Genomic DNA, 16,677 nt, shown 5'->3' on the forward strand with positions numbered 1-16,677 from the left:
TGACTACCTGAGCCACCGCTCGGCCCCTATGCAAAACCTCATGCTTGTCGTGCTCGCCGTGTTCCTGGTCGCGCTCAATGGATTCTTCGTGGCGGCCGAATTCGGCATCGTCACGCTGCGCAAGACGCGCGTGCGCGCCATCGCCAAGACGCAGGGACTCAGGGGCCGCATCCTCGGCAAGGTGCACGGCGAGCTGGACGCCTACCTGTCCGCCTGCCAGCTGGGTATCACGCTGGCCTCGCTGGGCCTGGGCTGGGTCGGCGAGCCGGCCTTCGCCGGCCTGCTGGAGCCGCTGCTGCACGCGGTTGGCGTCAGCTCGCCGGAGATCGTCCACGGCGTCGCCTTCGTGTTCGCCTTCTGCGTGATCTCCTTCCTGCACATCGTGGTCGGCGAACTGGCGCCGAAGTCGCTGGCGATCCGCATGCCGGAAGTGATCGGCCTGTGGAGCGCGCTGCCGCTGTACGGCTTCTACTGGGCCATGTACCCCTTCATCTGGGTGCTCAACGCCAGCGCCAACATGGTGCTGGGACTGGCCGGCTTGTCCGGCAAGGGCGGCCACGACAGCCACTATTCGGTCGACGAACTCAAGCTGATCCTGCGCACCAGCCAGCCGGGCGAGAAGTTCAACGAGGACGAGCGCAACATCCTGGCCCACTCGCTCGATTTCAGCGACCTGGCGGTGTCCGACTTGATGCGCCCGATTAACGAGGTGATCGGCCTGTATGCCAACCGTCCGCTGAACGACAACCTGCAAACCATGTTGCGCAACCGCTTCAGCCGCTACCCCTACTACGACAAGGACGGCGAGACCGTGCTGGGCGTGGTGCACCTGAAGGACCTGTTCTTCGCCCAGCAGTCCGGCAAGCCGGTGACCGACCTGGTGCCCTTCCTGCGCCCGGTGGAGACGATTTCCGCCCGCACCCCGGCGCTGGAGCAGTTCCGCCGCTTCCGCGACGGCGCGCCCCACTTCGCGCTGATCGGCGAGAAAGGCAAGCGCCCGCTGGGCTTCATCACGCTCGACAACCTGCTGGGCGCAATGGTGGGCGAAATCCACGACGAATTCCGCCTCAACGAGAACGATTGGCTCAAGCAGCCCGACGGCACCCTGGTCGGCAAGGCCAGCTTGCCTATCTTCTCGCTGGAGCGCACACTGGGCATAGACATCGAAAACGAAGGGCTGGGCCTGGAAGAGGTAGAATCGGTGGGTGGCCTGATCATGCTGAAACTGGGCGATATCCCAAAACAGGGCCAACGCATCAGTTTCCGCGGTTTCGACATCGTCGCCAAGAAAATGAACGGTCCGCGCATCCTGCTGGTCAAGGTCATTCCCAAGGATGACACCGAGGATAACGCCGACCTGGACTAACCGATGGGAGGAGTCATGCTCAGTCGCCTTGTCCTTCGTTGCGCCCTGAGCTGTACCCTGCTCTGCGCCACCGGCGCCGGCGTGGCCGAGCCGCGCAGCGGCTGCCAGCATCTGCGGGTCGCCTTCTACGAGGACGGCGCGCTGTTCTACCATGCCGCCGGCGGCGGCTGGACCGGCATCGACAAGGATGTGGTCGACGAGCTGGTGCGACGGCTCGGCTGCACCATCGAGCCGAGCGTCGATTCCCGCGTGCGCATCTGGGCCGGCCTCGGCAGCGGCAGCATCGATATGTCGGTGTCCGCGATTCCCTTGCCCGAGCGCGAAAAGATCGGCCGCTTCGTGCCCTATATGACGGGCCGCAATTTCGTCTTGTTGCACAAGGAGCTCAGCGGGCGCCTGCACAGCATGGACAACTTCCTGGCCCATCCGCAATACAAGATTGCCGTGGTCAAGAGCTACAAGCATGGCCACTCCTACGAAGTCTGGCTGGCCAAGCTGCGCGAGCAGGGCCGCGTGTTTGAAACGGCCGACCACCTGGCGATGATGCGATTGTTCAAGCTGGGCCGGGTGGACGCGGTGATGGCCACGCCGACCACCTGGTATCCGCTGGTCAAGCAGGAACAGCTGGCCGGCACCTACAGCGTGATGGATTGGGCGCCGCGCGAGAATATGGTGTCGGGACTGGTGCTGTCGCGCCGGAACGTCGACGCCGCCACGGTGGCCCGCTTCAGCCAGGCGATCCGCGCCATGCGCGAAGACGGCACGCTGCGCCGCATCTTCGAGCGCCACACCGACGCCGAGCGCGCCGGGCAGATGCTCAATTTCTAGACGGTTTCGTCGCCGGTCCAGTTGCGCAGCAGGCCCAGCGCCACCGCCAGCAAGGTCGGGCCGATGAACAGGCCGACAAAGCCGAACGCCAGCACGCCGCCCATCACGCCCAGCAGCACCAGGATGAACGGCAGGCTGCTGCCGCGGCTGATCAGCATGGGCTTGACGACGTTGTCGACGCCGCTGATCAGGAACATGCCCCACACCAGCATGAAGATGCCCCAGCCGGTATGCCCCTGGTTGAACAGCCAGATCGCCGCGCCGCCCCAGATCAGGGGCGGGCCGACCGGGATCAGCGAAAACAAAAAGGTCGCCACCGACAGCAGCGCCACGGCCGGCACGCCGGCGATCAGGAAGCCGACGGCGGCCACGCCGGCCTGCGCCAGCGCCGTGCCCAGCAGGCCGTACATGACGCCGCGCACGGTGCGGCTGACGGTGTCGGCCACGGCCGTGCTTTGTCTGCCGATCAGCTTGTCCATCAGCGAGGCCAGCGCCGCCAGCAGCGTCTGGCCGTCGCGGTACAGGAAGAAGCTGACGAACACCGCCAGGCTGACCTGGGCCACGCCGCTGCCGAGCACCATGCCGCCGCCCAGCACGAAGCGGCGCGCCGGCTCCAGCAGGTTCTTGGCGACGTTGAGCAATTCCTCGCGGCTGCCCAGCAGCTTGCGCAGATAGGTGTCGGCCGCCTCGCCCACCAGCGGCACGTCCTTCAGCCAGGCGGGCGGCGCCAGTGTGCCGCTTTCGAGGCTGGCTTTGATCTGGTCGTAGAAATCGCTGGCGTTGTCGGCCACGTTCCACGTCACCAGCGCCAGCGGCACGATGATCAGCACGGTCAGACCGACGCTCATGATGGCGGCCGCCAGCCAGCGGCGCTGCCTGCAGCGCGCCAGCAAGCCCAGGTACAGCGGCCAGCTGGAGATGGTGATGGCGGCGGCGAACAGGATCGCGGCCAGGAACGGCCGCAGCACGGTCAGGCAGCCGATCACCAGCAGGACGATGGCCGCGAGGCGGGTGTAAGGCTGGAAGCGTTGCTGCATCAAGGCTGGGCCAGCAGCAGCTTCAGGTCATGCACGATGGGCGCCGGGCCTTGGCCGGAGCGCACCAGCAGGCGGATCTTGCCCTGCTTGTCGAACACATAGCTGGCGGCCGTGTGGTCCATCGTATAGCTGCCCGGCGTCTTGCCCGGCACCTTGGCGTAGAACACCTTGAATTCCTTGCCGACGGCGGCGGTCTGTTCGGCGGTGCCGTACAGGCCGAGGAAGCGCTTGTCGAAGGCCGGCACGTATTCGGCCAGCAGCTGCTGGGTGTCGCGCTCGGGGTCGACGGTGACGAACAGCACCTGCACCTGGTCGGCCTGCGGGCCCAGCTCCTTCATCGCGGCCGCCATCTCGGCCATCGTGGTCGGGCATACGTCAGGGCACTGGGTATAGCCGAAGAACATCAGCACGACCTTGCCCTTGAAGTCGGCCAGGGTGCGCGGCTTGCCGTTGTGGTCGGTCAGCGCGAAGTCCTTGGCGTATGGCAGGCCGGTCAGGTCGGTGTTGGTGAACTCCACGCGCGGCGCGGCGGCGCGGCGCTCGCAGGCGGCCAGTAATGCGGACAGGGCCATCAGGCCGATGACGAGCAGTTTTTTCATGGTCAGTATTTAAAGTAGTGGTCCACCAGCAGCGCCAGGAACAGCAGCGACAGATAGATGATCGACCAGGTGAAGGCCTTGCGGGCGACCAGGTCGGTGTAGTGGCGGTAGATTTTCCACGCGTGGTGCAGGAACACGGCGTTCAGCGCGACGGCGCTGGCCAGGTAGATCAGGCCGCTCATATGCACCGCGTACGGCAGCAAGGTGGTGGCGGCCAGCGCGATCGAATACAGCCAGACGTGGAACTGCGTGAACTTCATGCCGTGCGTGACCGGCAGCATCGGCAGGCCGGACTTGGCGTAGTCGTCGCGGCGGTACATGGCCAGCGCCCAGAAGTGCGGCGGGGTCCAGACGAAGATGATCAGCACCAGCAGCCAGGCTTGCATCGGCACGTCGTTGGCGACGGCGGCCCAGCCCAGCGCCGGCGGCATCGCGCCCGACAGGCCGCCGATGACGATGTTCTGCGGCGTGGCCGGCTTCAGTATCATGGTGTAGATGATGGCGTAGCCGACGAAGGTGACAAAGGTCAGCCACATGGTCAGCGGGTTCACCAGCGCGTACAAAATCCACATGCCGGCGCCGCCGATGACGGTGGCGAAGATCACGGTCTGGATGACGCTGATGTCGCCCATCGCCATCGGGCGGCGGGCGGTGCGGGCCATGCGGGCGTCGATCTCGCGCTCGGCCAGGCAGTTGACGGCGAAGGCGGCGCCGGCCAGCAGCCAGATGCCGACCGTGGCGGCCACCAGTAGGCGCCAGTCCGGCATGCCGTCGCTGGCGAGGAACATGCCGATCACGGCGCAGAAGACGGCCAGTTGCGTGACGCGGGGCTTGGTCAGCGCCCAGTATTGGGAGGCCCGGCTGGCGGGTTTGGAGGTGGCGGTATGTGTGGTCATTAGTGGGGCTTAGTGATGCTTACTTTTGCCGGGCAGCGGGAGTGTGCGAGGATGCCGCGCCCGAGGCTGCCTTTTTTGCAATATCGTACTGGTACTTAGCCTTGTAGTTTAACATGGTCAGTAACAGCACCAGCAACGCCGCCCCGGCGTTGTGCAACACCGCGATCATCAGCGGCAAGCTGAGGTAGATGGTGGCGACGCCGGTGGCGATCTGCGCCGCCAGCGTCAGCGCCAGGTAGCGGGCGGTTTTGTGCAGCGCCCGGTGTTCCCAGGCGCGCCAGGCCGTGTAGCCGGCCAGCAGCGCCACCAGCAGGCCGAAGTTGCGGTGCACCCAGTGGATCGCCGTCAGCGCCGCGAACGGCAGGTAGTGGCCGGCGGCGGTCTTGCCCAGCTCGCGCCACAGGGTGAAGCCGTGTTCGAAGTCCATGTCCGGCACCAGCTTGCCGCCGCACAGCGGGAAATCGGTGCAGGCCAGGGTGGCGTAGTTGGTGCTTGTCCAGCCGCCCAGCGCCAGTTGCACCAATAGCAAAATTGCCGACGCGCCCGCCAGCAGGCGGATGTTGCGCATCGCCGGCGGCGAGGCCGTCACCGTGCGCACCGGCGCGATCAGCTGGTTCTGGCGGCCGCCGTACCACGCCAGCAGGGCCAGCAGGCCCATGCCCAGCAGCAGGTGGGTGGTGACGATCACCGGTTGCAGCTTCAGGGTCACGGTCCAGGCGCCGAACGCGCCCTGCAGGCAGACGAACAGGAACAGCACGGTCGGCAGCCACGGCGCGTATTCCGCGCGCGTGCCCTGCGACTTGCGCCATTGATACCAGGCCTGCGCCATCATCGCCACAATCAGCACACCGATCGCCATCGCCAGGTAGCGGTGGATCATCTCGATCCAGGCCTTGAACACGGTCACCGGGCCGGTCGGCAGCAGCGCTTCGGCCGCAGTGATCTGCTCGTGCGCCAGGAAGGGATTGGCGGCGCCGTAGCAGCCAGGCCAGTCCGGGCAGCCGAGGCCGGAATCGGTCAGGCGCGTGAAGGCGCCGAACACGATCAGGTCGAAGGTCAGGAACACGCAGACCCAGACCAGCTTGCGGTATTTGTTGGCGTCGGACGAGGTCCACACCAGCGACAGCGGCAGCAGCGCCACCAGCAGCGCCGTCACGGCCATTTGAGCGAGAGTGGTGGAATGCATGATCAGCCTATCGCGGAAGCCTTCAGCAGCTTGCTGATGTCCTTGTGGACTTTCTTCACCTTCTCGGTGTCGCTGGAGACGGCGCCTTTCGGGAAGCGCATCATCAGGTTGCCCAGCGGGTCGATCAGGTAGATGTGGTCGGACACGCGGTCGCCGGCGCCCTGCTCCAGCGGCAGCCATTGGTCGATGACGGCGGCCGGCGCGCGCAGCATGCGGGTGCCGTCGTTGACGCGCATCAGCAGCGTATCGAGTGGCTGGTCGTCGGTGATCATCCAGACGCGCTCGATGCGCTCCATCTCCTTGCCCTGCATGGTGCGCAGCTGGCGCATGGCGAACAGCTGGTCCTGGCAATCCTGCTTGCAATCGGACGGGCCGACCTTGAGCATGATCCACTTGCCCTTGTAGCTCTCCAGCGTGGCCGGCTTGCCGTCCAGGGTGGTGCTGGCCATGGCCGGGATGGGATGGTCGCGCGGATCGATCAGCGCGCCGAAATTGGTCACACCGCCCTTGGGCTTGATGACGTAGTAAGTGAGATAAGACCCCACCAGCGGCGCCGCGCACACGGCCAGCACCAGCAACAGCTTCCAACGACCACGGCTTTGATTACTTTTGTTTTCCACGTCTGAATCCGTTCACCACAAAGAAGATAACAGCCATCGCCGACAGTGCGTACCACTGGAAGGCGTAGCCCTGATGTTTTTCCACGTTCAGCGCCGGGGCCGGCCAGTCGCGCACCATCTGCGCGTCGTCGCCGGACGGCTGGGCCGCGGCGGTTTGTTCGATCACGAACGGCTGCATGGTCAGGCCGCTGTCCCTGGCCACCTGCAGCGGATCGGCGTTCTGCACGATGGCCTTGGGCGTCAGGGTCGGCGTCCTGGCCAGTTCCATCACATGGCCGGCGTCCAGCCGCGCCATGCCTTGCAGGGTCACCGTGCCGGACGGGGTGGCGTAGGCCGGCAGCCGGGCGCGATCGGCCGGGTCGCGCGGCAGCCAGCCGCGCGCCACCAGCACATGCATGCCCGTGCCCGCAATTTTAAACGGCATCAGCAGGTAAAAACCGGAGCGGCCCGCCGACGGGCGATTATCCAGGTACAGCGGCCAGTTGGCGACAAACTCGCCGGTGACCGAGACGCGGCGGAACTCCACCGCCTCGGCCGCCAGCGGCGCGCCGTCCAGCTGCACCGGCGCGCTGGCGTTGCCCTGGGTCAGCTTGGTCTGCAACACGATTTTCTGCGCGGCGCGGCGCTGCTGCCAGTTGCCCAGCTGGATGCCCAGCGCGACCACCAGCACGGTCGCCACGAAAGGGATCAGTTTAAATCGGAACGCAATACCCATTACAATGGAACCCTCTTCAATTCACTTTCCAAGCCCGCCATGAAAATTGCTGTCGCCATCGCGTTCATCCTGATCATCGGCAGCCTGGCTTCCGCGTTCTTCTTCCTGATGCGCGACAAGGGCAAGAGCAACAACACCGTGCGCGCGCTGGCGGTGCGGGTCGGACTGTCGATCGCGCTGTTCATCGCCCTGCTGGTCGCATACAAGCTCGGCTACATCCAGCCCACCGGCATCCGCGGCTAGCCGTTTACCCCGAACCGACGCGGGGGTCTGACCCCGTGCGGGGTCAGACCCCTGTGGCCGCATTGCGGGGTAAAAAAATAGCCGCATCCGGGATGTCCCGCATGCGGCTTTTCTTCAGCGCCGCAGCAGCATCGCTGCGGCATTATAGCCTCGTTACAGCCAGTACACGACCACGTACAGACCCAGCCAGACGACGTCGACAAAGTGCCAGTACCAGGCCGCGCCTTCGAAGGCGAAGTGGTTGTCGGCCGTGAAGTGGCCCTTGAGCACACGGAACAGCACCACCGACAGCATGATCGCGCCCATCGTCACGTGGAAGCCGTGGAAGCCGGTCAGCATGAAGAAGGTCGAACCGTAGATGCCCGAGGTCAATTTCAGGTTCAGCTCGGTGTAAGCGTGGTGATATTCATAAGCCTGGAAGCCCATGAAGATCGCGCCCAGCGCCACGGTGGCGAACAGCCAGAACGCGGTCTGCGCGCGATGGCCGGCGCGCAGCGCATGGTGCGAGATGGTCAAGGTCAGGCCCGAGGTCAGCAGCAAGGCGGTGTTGATGGTCGGGATAGGGAACGGACCCATGGTCTTGAATTCCTGCACCGTGCCGGCCGGGCCGGTGTTGCCCCAGTGCGCGGCGAAGTCTGGCCAGATGAACTTGTGGTCCAGGTCGCCCAGCCACGGCATCGAGATCGAACGGGCATAGAACAGCGCGCCGAAGAAGGCGCCGAAGAACATCACCTCCGAGAAGATGAACCAGGCCATCGACCAGCGATAGGAATGATCCACGCGCTGGCCGTACTGGCCGGCTTCGGATTCCTTGATGGCGTCGCCGAACCAGAAGTACAGCACCGAAATGATGGCAGCCAGACCAATGAAGTTCACGGTCGGGCCCCACGACACATCATTGACCCAGGCCGAAGCGCCGATCATGGTGGTCAGCAGGGACATGCCTGCGAACAGCGGCCATTTGGATGGACCAGGCACGAAGTAGTACGGTGCCGAGGCGTTATGTGAACTCATCTTCATCTCCCTAAATTTATTTTGAAACTACAACCTTAACGATAGTGATCAGCAGTCCAATAAAACACGCCACGCCGATCAAGGCCGCGATGATGATGTGCACCGGATTCAGCTTGGCCGAATCGGAGTCGAAATCGCTTTTGCGGCGCAGGCCGAAAAACGACCAGAACACCGCTTTCATCGAATACATGAACGACGCTTGTTTCTTTTTCTCTTGTTCCATGACGCCCACCTTTACTTGGATGCGGTCTTGTCCAGACCGCCCACCTCGAAGAAGGTGTACGACAAGGTGATGGTCTTCACTTCCTTCGGCAGCGCCGGATCGATGAAGAACACCACCGGCATCTGCCGCGCCTCGTTCGGCTTCATGGTCTGCTGCTTGAAGCAGAAACACTCGACCTTTTTAAAATGCGGCATCGCGCTTTGCGGCGCGTAGCTCGGTATCGCCTGCGCGCTGACTTCGCGGTTCTGGGTGTTGACCACCTCATACATCACCGTCGCCAGCTCGCCCGGATGCACCGTCATGCTGCGCGTCACGGGGCGGAAACGCCACGGGCCTTGCGCATTGCCGTCAAACTCGATCACCACATCGCGCGTCTTGTCGATTTGCGTGTTGGTGTCGGCGCTGACCGTGCCATCCTTCTGCGTCAGCACGTTGATGCCCAACGCCTCGCAGATCTGGCGGTAGAACGGGTTGAGCGCGTACGCAAACCCGAACATCAACACCGCCACCACGATCAGCTTGCCGAGCAGCGTGCGGTTCAGCCCGCCTGTTTCCTTGTCTTCGCCCACGTCAGCTCAGCCACATCCGTTTGACAAACACGGACAGGAAAAAGAACAGGGCCACGCCCGCCAGCAGCAGCGCGGTCCTGGTGTTATTCGGCTTCTTCTGTTCGGCCATGATTATTTGAACTGCGGTGGCGTTTCGAAGGTGTGGAACGGCGCCGGCGACGGCACAGTCCACTCCAGGCCTTCAGCGCCATCCCATGGCTTGTCCGCCGCTTTCTTGCCGCCACGGATGGTTGGCAAGATCACGAAGAACAGGAAGAACACCTGCGACAGACCGAAACCGAAAGCACCGATGGTGGCGATCATGTTGAAGTCGGTGAACTGCGCCGAGTAGTCGGCGTAGCGGCGCGGCATACCTGCCAGGCCCAGGAAGTGCATCGGGAAGAAGGTGATGTTGAAGGTGATCAGCGACAGCCAGAAGTGGGTCTTGCCCATCGCTTCGTTGTACATGTGGCCGGTCCACTTAGGCGACCAGTAGTAGAAGCCGGCGAACAGCGCGAACAGCGAACCCGCCACCAGCACGTAGTGGAAGTGCGCCACCACATAGTAGGTGTCTTGCAGCTGGATGTCGATCGGGGTCACAGCCAGGATCAGGCCGGTGAAGCCGCCGATGGTGAACACGAAGATGAAGCCTACGGCGAACAGCATCGGGGTTTCAAAGGTCATCGAACCCTTCCACATGGTGGCGATCCAGTTGAACACTTTGACGCCGGTCGGCACCGCGATCAGCATGGTCGCGTACATGAAGAACAGCTGCGAGGTCACCGGCATGCCGGTGGTGAACATGTGGTGGGCCCAGACGATGAAGGACAGGATGGCGATCGACGCGGTGGCGTACACCATCGACGCGTAGCCGAACAGCTGCTTGCGGGCGAAGGCCGGCAGGATCTGCGACACGATGCCGAACGCCGGCAGAATCATGATATAGACCTCAGGGTGGCCGAAGAACCAGAAGATGTGCTGGTACATGACCGGGTCGCCGCCGCCGGCGGCGTTAAAGAACGAGGTGCCGAAGTGACGGTCGGTCAGGGTCATGGTGATCGCGCCAGCCAACACAGGCATCACGGCGATCAGCAGGTAGGCGGTGATCAGCCAGGTCCAGCAGAACATCGGCATTTTCATCAGGGTCATGCCAGGCGCGCGCATATTCAGGATGGTGACGATGATGTTGATCGAACCCATGATCGACGAGGCGCCCATCAGGTGCATCGCGAAAATCGCCATGTCCATGCCTGGGCCCATCTGGGTCGACAGCGGTGCGTACAGCGTCCAGCCGGCCGCGGTGGCGCCGCCGGGGACCAGGAACGAGGTCGCCAGCAACAGCGCCGCCGGTGGCAGCAGCCAGAACGAGAAGTTGTTCATGCGGGCGAAGGCCATGTCCGACGCGCCCACTTGCAGCGGGATCATCCAGTTGGCGAAGCCGACGAAGGCCGGCATGATGGCGCCGAACACCATCACCAGGCCGTGCATGGTGGTCAGCTGGTTGAAGAACTCCGGCTGGAAGAACTGCAGGCCCGGCTTGAACAGCTCGGTGCGGATCATCAGTGCCAGCACGCCGCCGGACAGCAGCATGATGAACGAGAACCACAGGTACAAGGTACCGATGTCTTTGTGATTGGTGGCGAACAACCAGCGCGACAGACCATGGGGATGGTCGTGAGCGTGATCGTGATCGTGTGCGTGATCCAAGGTGCTAGTGCTCATTTGTAACGCTCCTGATTACTTACGTGCAGCCACAACTTCGGCTGGTTGAACGATGTTTTCGGCGGCCTTGTTCGACCAGCTGTTACGGGTGTAGGTGATGACAGCCGCAATATCCGTATCCGACAGTTGCTTCCATGCCGGCATTTCAGCGCTGTACTTGCCGCTCTTCTTACCGTGCAGCAGGACGTTGATCTGTTCCGCCTTGGGACCGTTGACCACTTCCGAACCGTCCAGCGGCGCGAACGCGGCTGGCACGCCCTTGCCGTTGGCCTGGTGGCAGACCACGCAGTTGGCGGCGTAGACTTTTTCGCCCTTGGTTTTCAGCTCGTCGATGGTCCAGGTTTTAGTTGGATCGTCAGCCAGCGCGGCCATTTCTTTTTTCTTGCCGTCGACCCAGACCTTGTACTCGTCGTCGGTGACGACCTTGACCACGATAGGCATGAAGGCGTGTTCCTTGCCGCACAGCTCGGAGCAGTAGCCGCGATAGGTGCCGGTGTGTTCGGCCTTGAACCAGGTGTCGCGCACGAAGCCGGGGATGGCGTCCTGCTTGACGCCGAAGGCCGGGATCGACCACGAGTGGATCACGTCGTTGGCGGTGGTGACCATGCGGATTTTCTTGTTGACCGGGACGACGACGTCGTTGTCGACTTCCATCAGGTAGTTGTCGCCGCGCTTCTCGGTCGGCTCGAAGCCTGGGGCGCCCACTTGCGAGCGCGGGGTCGACAGCGTGGACAGGAAGGAAATGCCTTCGCCCTCGCCCTTCAGGTAGTCGTAGCCCCACTTCCACTGCATGCCGGTCACTTTGATGGTGATGTCGGCGTTGGAGGTGTCTTTCATGCCGACCACGGTGCGGGTCGCTGGCAAGGCCATGCCGATGACGATCAGGAACGGTACCACGGTCCAGGCGATTTCAACGGCGGTCGATTCGTGGAAGGTGGCTGGCTTGTGGCCCAGCGATTTGCGGTGCTTGAAGATGGAGTAGAACATCACGCCGAACACGCCGACGAAGATGACCAGGCAGACCAACATCATCCAGGTGTGCAGATTGTAGATTTCGGTCGCGATCTGGGTCGCTGGAGGTTGCAGATTAAGCTCGCCGGGAACGGGACCGCCGGTACCGCCGGTCGCTGCGGCATAGGTACCCACTGAGGTGCCTACCGCGGTTGCCGCCTTGTCAGCCGCCCACGCTGGGATACTTGCCGCCGTTACCGACAGCCCGAGCATCAACGATTGAAGTCGCTTCGCATGTTTCATGTTTTCCCCAACCACCCAAGAAATTAAAATATTTTTTTAACGACTCCGGATTTCGGTGAACTGAACCGGCGCCGCTCCTTAAACAACTTCAGGCCCCTTGCCAGCCTCGTCTGAAAAATTCTTCATGACGCGACCCCGGCGGGACCTTGAGGCCTTCTACTTCATCCCCAGATACTGCCCAAGGACAACGCAAAAGCCTGATTCTGCTTAATTCAAATGCTCGTTCGTGCTCGTTCTTGCCTGCCTATTGCTCCGCTCGCTGGTTTATAGCTGGCGACGTGACTAGCTGGCAAAATTAGTGAATGATTATATATAACAACAACGCCCCGCTCAAGAAATAATCCATATCACAACTATGGCGTAGCCCGTGGCACCACACTGTGCCCGCAAAGCCGCTACTGGCGCGGCTTTCGTGGTAAATCAAAACGGATGATCGCTTCGCCCTTGGAGGTCATTTTGGGCGCAGGACGGAAGGCGTGGCCGTAAATCACCTCGAAAGTCAGGCCCAGCTTGCCATCCGGACGACGTCCTTTTTCCAGCGTGGCCAGCATGCGCTGCCATGCCTGCCTGCCCATCAGACCGCGCCGCAGCGTGCTCAGCGGGTTGCCGCCCAGCGCGCGCACGTCGGCCAACAGGGCCTGCGGCGTGTCGTAGGTGACGGTGATGACTTCCATGTCCAGCACCGGTGTCGAAAAGCCAACTTCCACCAACTGGTCGCCAAAATCGTGCATGTCGACGAAAGGCAGCGCATGCTGGGCCAGGTCGGCCTCGGCAAACGCGGCGCGCAGTTCGCGCAAGGTGTCCGGGCCGAAGCAGGAAAACATCAGCAGGCTGTTCACGCGCAGCACGCGGCGCCACTCGGCGAACACGCGGTCCGGCTGCGGATGCCAGTGCAGCGCCAGGTTGGACCAGACCAGGTCCACCGTGTTCGGTCCCAGCGGCAGCTCGGCGAAGTCGCCGCACAGCAGGTCGACGCCGGTCTTGGTCGGCAGCAGCTTGCTCAGCAGCTGGTTCAGCGACGATTGTTTCGCCGCCGGGCTCTGCGCGGCACGCACCATGGCTTCGGCCGCATCAATGCCGAGTATTTGCGCGGCCGGATAGGATTTCTGCAACAGTGACAGATCGGCACCAGCGCCGCAGCCGGCGTCCAGCACGCGCTGCGGGACAACCTTGATCAGTTCCAGCCGGTCGAACATGCGCGAGGCGATTTCGCGGCGCAGGAAATCGGACGGCGCGATGCGCTCGGGACGGTTGAACAGCGCGCGCACGCGCTCCTGGTCGATCGGGGCGCTCAACTTCGGGGGATTTGCGGGGACTTGCATGATGTGGTTCGGTGTAGTGCGATAATGTCGGCAGTGTACATGGTTGAACGCAAACGCGTCCTGGAGCTTTGATGCTTGCCACTCCGAGAATCGGCACTGTCGGCACGATAGCCGCCCTGCTTCATCAAGGCGGATCGGCCTTGCTGCGCGGTCTGCTGCCGGCCTCCTGCGCGCTGTGCGCCGCCAGCGGCGAATTGCTGTGTCCCGCCTGCGCCGCCCAGTTCTTCGGCGCCGAGGCCGCCATCGTGCGTTGTCCGCGCTGCGCCAACCCCTTGCCGGACACTGACCAAGGCCAGCTGTGCGGCGCTTGCCGCGTCGAGCCGCCGGCCTTCGACGTCACCCTGGTCGCCGCCGACTACGCCATGCCGCTGGACCAGCTGGTATTGCAACTGAAGTTCGGCCACCGTCTCGCGCTGGCGCCACTGTTTGCCCGCCTGCTGCGCGACGCCGTCCTGCAACAGCCCGGCTTCACCCTGCCCGCCCTGCTGTGTCCGGTGCCGCTGGGTCCCCGCCGGCTGGCCGAACGCGGCTACAATCAAGCCCTGGAGATCGCACGGCCGTTGGCGCGCAGCCTGGGCGTGGCGCTGCATCCGCGGCTGGCCCGCCGCGTGCACGAGACCGCGGCCCAGAGCAGCGTCGCACCCGAGCAACGGCTGCACAACATCGCCGGCGCGTTTGCGATTCCGGACGCCGCGCTGGTGCAGGGCCGCCACATCGGCGTGGTCGACGACGTCATGACCAGCGGCCGCACGCTGAACGAACTGGCGGCAACGCTGAAGCGCCACGGCGCCGCGCAGGTGAGCAACCTGGTGTTTGCCCGCACGCCGCCACATTGAATTTGAAAGAGGAGAACCACTTTGTTTCACGTCGTACTAGTCCAACCCGAAATCCCTCCGAACACCGGCAACGTGATCCGGCTGTGCGCCAACACCGGCGCGCAACTGCACCTGATCGAACCGCTGGGCTTCCCGCTGGAAGACTCCAAACTCAAGCGCGCCGGCCTGGACTACCACGAATACGCGCAGATGAAAGTGCATAAGGACTGGTCCGCCTTCCTGGCCGAGGTGCAGCCGGACCCGGCCCGCATGTTCGCCATGACCACGCACGGCTCGTCGCCGTTCGCCGACGCCGCTTTCAAGCCGGGCGACGTGTTCGTGTTCGGCTCGGAAACGCGCGGCCTCGATCCGGCCTTCCGCGAGACCTTCCCGCCGGCCCAGCGCATCCGCCTGCCGATGCGTCCCGACAACCGCAGCCTGAACCTGTCGAACACGGTGGCCGTGGTGGTATTCGAAGCCTGGCGCCAGAACGGCTACGCCGGCGGAGCATAAGGCCATGCTGATCCGCTCCGCCCTGTTGTGCCTGATGCTGCTGAGCAGCGCGCACGCGGCGGAGCCGGTGACCTTGTACACGGAAGACTATCCGCCCTTCAGCTGGGTCGACAAAGGCAGCGGCAAGGTGGTCGGCCTGTCGGCCGAGATCGTCGCCGAGCTGATGCTGCGGGCCGGTGTGCCGACCTCGCAACCCATCGTCGCGCCGTGGGCGCGGGCGATGGTGCTGACCATGAGCACCGCCAATTCCTGCCTGTACACCACGGCCCGCGTGCCCGAGCGCGAAGACAACTACCAGTGGGTCGGTCCGATCGGTCAGAACAACTGGGTGCTGTTTGCCCGGCGCGACGACCACATCAAGCTCAACAGCCTGGACGAGGCGGCCGGCTACCAGATCGGCACCTTCATCGGCGACGCCTCGGTGACCTTCCTGCGCGAGCATAAGCTGCGCGTGGCGATCGTGCCCAACGACAGGCTCAATCCGCCCAAGCTGCAGAAGCAGCGCATCCAGCTGTGGTCGGTTGGCAGGATGTCGGGCCTGTTCCTGCAACGCGAGTTGGGCATCGACGACTTCGAACAGGTGCTCGCCTTCGCGCACGCCGAGATGTACCTGGCCTGCCACAAGGACATGGACAAGGCCGAGGTGGCGCGGCTCAACGACATCCTGCGCGGCATGTACCGCGACGGCACCATCCGCCGCATCTACCTGCAGTACGGCTACGAAAAAGAAATGCCGCGCTAGAAGCAACGCCGGGGTCAAGTCTGACATTCGGACACGAGGTCAACCGTAAAAAAACGTTACAGCTCAGCTCGTGTCCGAATGTCAGACCTGACCCCGGTCCGGTCTTGGGTGTGCAGCCACACTGACCAGGCTACACCGGCAATCAGCAGCACGACGGCCATCACCTCCAGCAGGCGTGGCGCTGAACGCTGGTAGAGGTAGCCATACAACAGGCCGAACAGGATCTCGAACAGCAGCAGTTGTCCGGACAAGGTCACCGGCACGCGGCGGCAGGCCATGTTCCACAGCTGGTTGCCGATCACCGAGGCGCCAGCGGCCACCAGCGCGATCAGGCCCCAGAAGCGCAACCAGTCGCGCGGTGGCGCTGTGGCTTGCTCCGCACCATTGATGCAAAACATCGCCAACCCCATCGCCAACGCCACCAGCCCGCTGGCGATGCCGAACAGGCCGGACCAGTCGCCGCTGCTGAAACGCGGGTTGCGCTTCAGGAAGCGCGTGTTGTCGACGGCATACCAGGTCCAGCTGAGCAGCGCGCCAACGGCGCACAACATGCCAGTCGCCACGCTCGGCCAGGCGGCATGGCCTGGCGGGCTGGCGAACACTTCGACGTTGATGCACACCATGCCCGCCACCACCAGCGCCAGCGGCCAGGCCAGCACGCGCAGCGACACCGCGCCGTGGTCGCGCTGGCCCAGCATCGAAATCGTCAAAGGCAGCAGGCCGACAATCAGGGAAGCGGCCGACACGCCGGCCAGTTGCACGCCGCACGACAGCAGCAGGTAGTAGACGACATTGCCGGCCAAGGCGTAGCGCAGCAGCACCCAATAGTCGGCACGGGTCAGCCGGCGCAACAGGCCGCCGAGGCGCGGCGCCAGCAGCACCAGCGAAATCAGCGCGTAGGCCACATAGCGTCCAAACATCAGCTCGAACGGGGAGAACTCCGCCAGCCACTTCGGCAGCACAAACACCATGCCCCACATCGAGCCCGCCGCCACGCCGCACAACACGCCATACCACATACCGCCTCCTGTCAT

General features: G+C 63.7%; 20 protein-coding genes. 6 read left to right on the forward strand and 14 right to left on the reverse strand.

The features are described 5' to 3' along the window. The first annotated feature begins 28 nt into the window (after positions 1 to 28). The gene (locus tag KVP70_RS15495; RefSeq protein WP_217943115.1) at positions 29 to 1,366 is read left to right on the forward strand and encodes a hemolysin family protein; all 1,338 of its coding nucleotides are present in this window, start codon (positions 29 to 31) and stop codon (positions 1,364 to 1,366) included. Between the two features lie 15 nt (positions 1,367 to 1,381). Continuing rightward, the gene (locus tag KVP70_RS15500; RefSeq protein ID WP_217943116.1) at positions 1,382 to 2,194 is read left to right on the forward strand and encodes a substrate-binding periplasmic protein; all 813 of its coding nucleotides are present in this window, start codon (positions 1,382 to 1,384) and stop codon (positions 2,192 to 2,194) included. Here KVP70_RS15500 and KVP70_RS15505 read toward each other — a convergent pair. From KVP70_RS15505 to KVP70_RS15530, 6 genes are read right to left on the reverse strand one after another with little or no spacing between them, the layout of a single operon-like run. Then, complete coding sequence (locus tag KVP70_RS15505) at positions 2,191 to 3,231, reverse strand: AI-2E family transporter (protein ID WP_217943117.1); 1,041 nt, start codon at positions 3,229 to 3,231, stop codon at positions 2,191 to 2,193. The two genes, KVP70_RS15500 and KVP70_RS15505, sit on opposite strands and share 4 nt — an antisense overlap. Next, on the reverse strand, positions 3,231 to 3,830 hold the full coding sequence (locus KVP70_RS15510) for an SCO family protein (protein ID WP_217943118.1): 600 nt from the start codon (positions 3,828 to 3,830) through the stop codon (positions 3,231 to 3,233). The genes KVP70_RS15505 and KVP70_RS15510 overlap by 1 nt, the downstream gene beginning before the upstream one ends. Positions 3,831 to 3,832: 2 nt before the next feature. Continuing rightward, positions 3,833 to 4,726, reverse strand: a complete 894-nt coding sequence (gene cyoE, locus KVP70_RS15515) for a heme o synthase (RefSeq protein ID WP_217943119.1) — start codon at positions 4,724 to 4,726, stop codon at positions 3,833 to 3,835. A gap of 19 nt (positions 4,727 to 4,745) precedes the next feature. Next, on the reverse strand, positions 4,746 to 5,912 hold the full coding sequence (locus KVP70_RS15520) for a COX15/CtaA family protein (protein WP_217943120.1): 1,167 nt from the start codon (positions 5,910 to 5,912) through the stop codon (positions 4,746 to 4,748). A 2-nt stretch (positions 5,913 to 5,914) separates the two neighbouring features. Beyond that, positions 5,915 to 6,532 carry an SCO family protein gene (locus KVP70_RS15525; protein ID WP_217943121.1) on the reverse strand — a complete coding sequence of 206 codons (618 nt, stop codon included), beginning with the start codon at positions 6,530 to 6,532 and terminating at the stop codon, positions 5,915 to 5,917. Next, positions 6,516 to 7,247, reverse strand: coding sequence for an SURF1 family protein (locus KVP70_RS15530; protein ID WP_217943122.1), 732 nt, complete (start codon positions 7,245 to 7,247; stop codon positions 6,516 to 6,518). The genes KVP70_RS15525 and KVP70_RS15530 overlap by 17 nt, the downstream gene beginning before the upstream one ends. A 39-nt stretch (positions 7,248 to 7,286) precedes the next feature. On the opposite strand from KVP70_RS15530, the gene KVP70_RS15535 reads away from it, so the two are divergent. Continuing rightward, positions 7,287 to 7,490: a twin transmembrane helix small protein gene (locus KVP70_RS15535; RefSeq protein WP_161082547.1), complete on the forward strand. Its 204-nt coding sequence runs from the start codon at positions 7,287 to 7,289 to the stop codon at positions 7,488 to 7,490. 153 nt (positions 7,491 to 7,643) lie between these two features. Here the strand turns inward: KVP70_RS15535 and KVP70_RS15540 are convergent, their stop codons facing one another. The 7 genes from KVP70_RS15540 to KVP70_RS15570 form a co-directional block, all read right to left on the reverse strand. After that, positions 7,644 to 8,504, reverse strand: coding sequence for a cytochrome c oxidase subunit 3 (locus KVP70_RS15540; RefSeq protein ID WP_217943123.1), 861 nt, complete (start codon positions 8,502 to 8,504; stop codon positions 7,644 to 7,646). Positions 8,505 to 8,520: 16 nt separating this feature from the next. Continuing rightward, positions 8,521 to 8,727 (reverse strand): DUF2970 domain-containing protein, encoded by a 207-nt coding sequence (locus KVP70_RS15545; protein ID WP_217943124.1) that lies wholly within the window; start codon positions 8,725 to 8,727, stop codon positions 8,521 to 8,523. 11 nt (positions 8,728 to 8,738) lie between these two features. Further along, on the reverse strand, positions 8,739 to 9,296 hold the full coding sequence (locus tag KVP70_RS15550; RefSeq protein ID WP_217943125.1) for a cytochrome c oxidase assembly protein: 558 nt from the start codon (positions 9,294 to 9,296) through the stop codon (positions 8,739 to 8,741). Between the two features lies 1 nt (position 9,297). Beyond that, positions 9,298 to 9,405: a cytochrome oxidase small assembly protein gene (locus KVP70_RS15555; RefSeq protein ID WP_217943126.1), complete on the reverse strand. Its 108-nt coding sequence runs from the start codon at positions 9,403 to 9,405 to the stop codon at positions 9,298 to 9,300. Between the two features lie 2 nt (positions 9,406 to 9,407). Next, a complete protein-coding gene (gene ctaD, locus KVP70_RS15560) occupies positions 9,408 to 10,997 on the reverse strand; it encodes a cytochrome c oxidase subunit I (RefSeq protein ID WP_217943127.1) in 1,590 nt (529 codons plus the stop codon). A 15-nt stretch (positions 10,998 to 11,012) separates the two neighbouring features. Then, entirely contained in the window at positions 11,013 to 12,221 is a 1,209-nt protein-coding gene (coxB, locus tag KVP70_RS15565; RefSeq protein WP_416053877.1) for a cytochrome c oxidase subunit II, read from the reverse strand. Positions 12,222 to 12,646: 425 nt separating this feature from the next. Then, entirely contained in the window at positions 12,647 to 13,573 is a 927-nt protein-coding gene (locus KVP70_RS15570) for a methyltransferase domain-containing protein (RefSeq protein ID WP_217943129.1), read from the reverse strand. A 71-nt stretch (positions 13,574 to 13,644) separates the two neighbouring features. On the opposite strand from KVP70_RS15570, the gene KVP70_RS15575 reads away from it, so the two are divergent. From KVP70_RS15575 to KVP70_RS15585, 3 genes are read left to right on the forward strand one after another with little or no spacing between them, the layout of a single operon-like run. Next, entirely contained in the window at positions 13,645 to 14,409 is a 765-nt protein-coding gene (locus KVP70_RS15575) for a ComF family protein (protein WP_217943130.1), read from the forward strand. A gap of 21 nt (positions 14,410 to 14,430) precedes the next feature. Beyond that, positions 14,431 to 14,901, forward strand: a complete 471-nt coding sequence (gene trmL / locus KVP70_RS15580) for a tRNA (uridine(34)/cytosine(34)/5-carboxymethylaminomethyluridine(34)-2'-O)-methyltransferase TrmL (RefSeq protein WP_217943131.1) — start codon at positions 14,431 to 14,433, stop codon at positions 14,899 to 14,901. A 4-nt stretch (positions 14,902 to 14,905) separates the two neighbouring features. Further along, the gene (locus KVP70_RS15585; RefSeq protein WP_217943132.1) at positions 14,906 to 15,643 is read left to right on the forward strand and encodes a substrate-binding periplasmic protein; all 738 of its coding nucleotides are present in this window, start codon (positions 14,906 to 14,908) and stop codon (positions 15,641 to 15,643) included. 56 nt (positions 15,644 to 15,699) lie between these two features. Here KVP70_RS15585 and KVP70_RS15590 read toward each other — a convergent pair whose 3' ends face one another. Then, positions 15,700 to 16,662 (reverse strand): DMT family transporter, encoded by a 963-nt coding sequence (locus tag KVP70_RS15590; RefSeq protein WP_217943133.1) that lies wholly within the window; start codon positions 16,660 to 16,662, stop codon positions 15,700 to 15,702. Between the last annotated feature and the right edge of the window lie 15 nt (positions 16,663 to 16,677).

The sequence above is a fragment of the Duganella violaceipulchra genome (genome assembly GCF_019166075.1).
GTDB classification, from domain to species: Bacteria; Pseudomonadota; Gammaproteobacteria; order Burkholderiales; family Burkholderiaceae_D; genus Rugamonas; species Rugamonas violaceipulchra.

Coding starts and splice junctions, on each gene's coding strand:
- KVP70_RS15495 (WP_217943115.1), top strand. CDS start 29: ATGCAAAACCTCATGCTTGTCGTGCTCGCCGTGTTCCTGGTCGCGCTC.
- KVP70_RS15500 (WP_217943116.1), top strand. CDS start 1,382: ATGCTCAGTCGCCTTGTCCTTCGTTGCGCCCTGAGCTGTACCCTGCTC.
- KVP70_RS15505 (WP_217943117.1), bottom strand. CDS start 3,231: ATGCAGCAACGCTTCCAGCCTTACACCCGCCTCGCGGCCATCGTCCTG.
- KVP70_RS15510 (WP_217943118.1), bottom strand. CDS start 3,830: ATGAAAAAACTGCTCGTCATCGGCCTGATGGCCCTGTCCGCATTACTG.
- cyoE (WP_217943119.1), bottom strand. CDS start 4,726: ATGACCACACATACCGCCACCTCCAAACCCGCCAGCCGGGCCTCCCAA.
- KVP70_RS15520 (WP_217943120.1), bottom strand. CDS start 5,912: ATGCATTCCACCACTCTCGCTCAAATGGCCGTGACGGCGCTGCTGGTG.
- KVP70_RS15530 (WP_217943122.1), bottom strand. CDS start 7,247: ATGGGTATTGCGTTCCGATTTAAACTGATCCCTTTCGTGGCGACCGTG.
- KVP70_RS15535 (WP_161082547.1), top strand. CDS start 7,287: ATGAAAATTGCTGTCGCCATCGCGTTCATCCTGATCATCGGCAGCCTG.
- KVP70_RS15540 (WP_217943123.1), bottom strand. CDS start 8,504: ATGAGTTCACATAACGCCTCGGCACCGTACTACTTCGTGCCTGGTCCA.
- KVP70_RS15545 (WP_217943124.1), bottom strand. CDS start 8,727: ATGGAACAAGAGAAAAAGAAACAAGCGTCGTTCATGTATTCGATGAAA.
- KVP70_RS15555 (WP_217943126.1), bottom strand. CDS start 9,405: ATGGCCGAACAGAAGAAGCCGAATAACACCAGGACCGCGCTGCTGCTG.
- ctaD (WP_217943127.1), bottom strand. CDS start 10,997: ATGAGCACTAGCACCTTGGATCACGCACACGATCACGATCACGCTCAC.
- coxB (WP_416053877.1), bottom strand. CDS start 12,221: ATGCTCGGGCTGTCGGTAACGGCGGCAAGTATCCCAGCGTGGGCGGCT.
- KVP70_RS15570 (WP_217943129.1), bottom strand. CDS start 13,573: ATGCAAGTCCCCGCAAATCCCCCGAAGTTGAGCGCCCCGATCGACCAG.
- KVP70_RS15575 (WP_217943130.1), top strand. CDS start 13,645: ATGCTTGCCACTCCGAGAATCGGCACTGTCGGCACGATAGCCGCCCTG.
- KVP70_RS15585 (WP_217943132.1), top strand. CDS start 14,906: ATGCTGATCCGCTCCGCCCTGTTGTGCCTGATGCTGCTGAGCAGCGCG.
- KVP70_RS15590 (WP_217943133.1), bottom strand. CDS start 16,662: ATGTGGTATGGCGTGTTGTGCGGCGTGGCGGCGGGCTCGATGTGGGGC.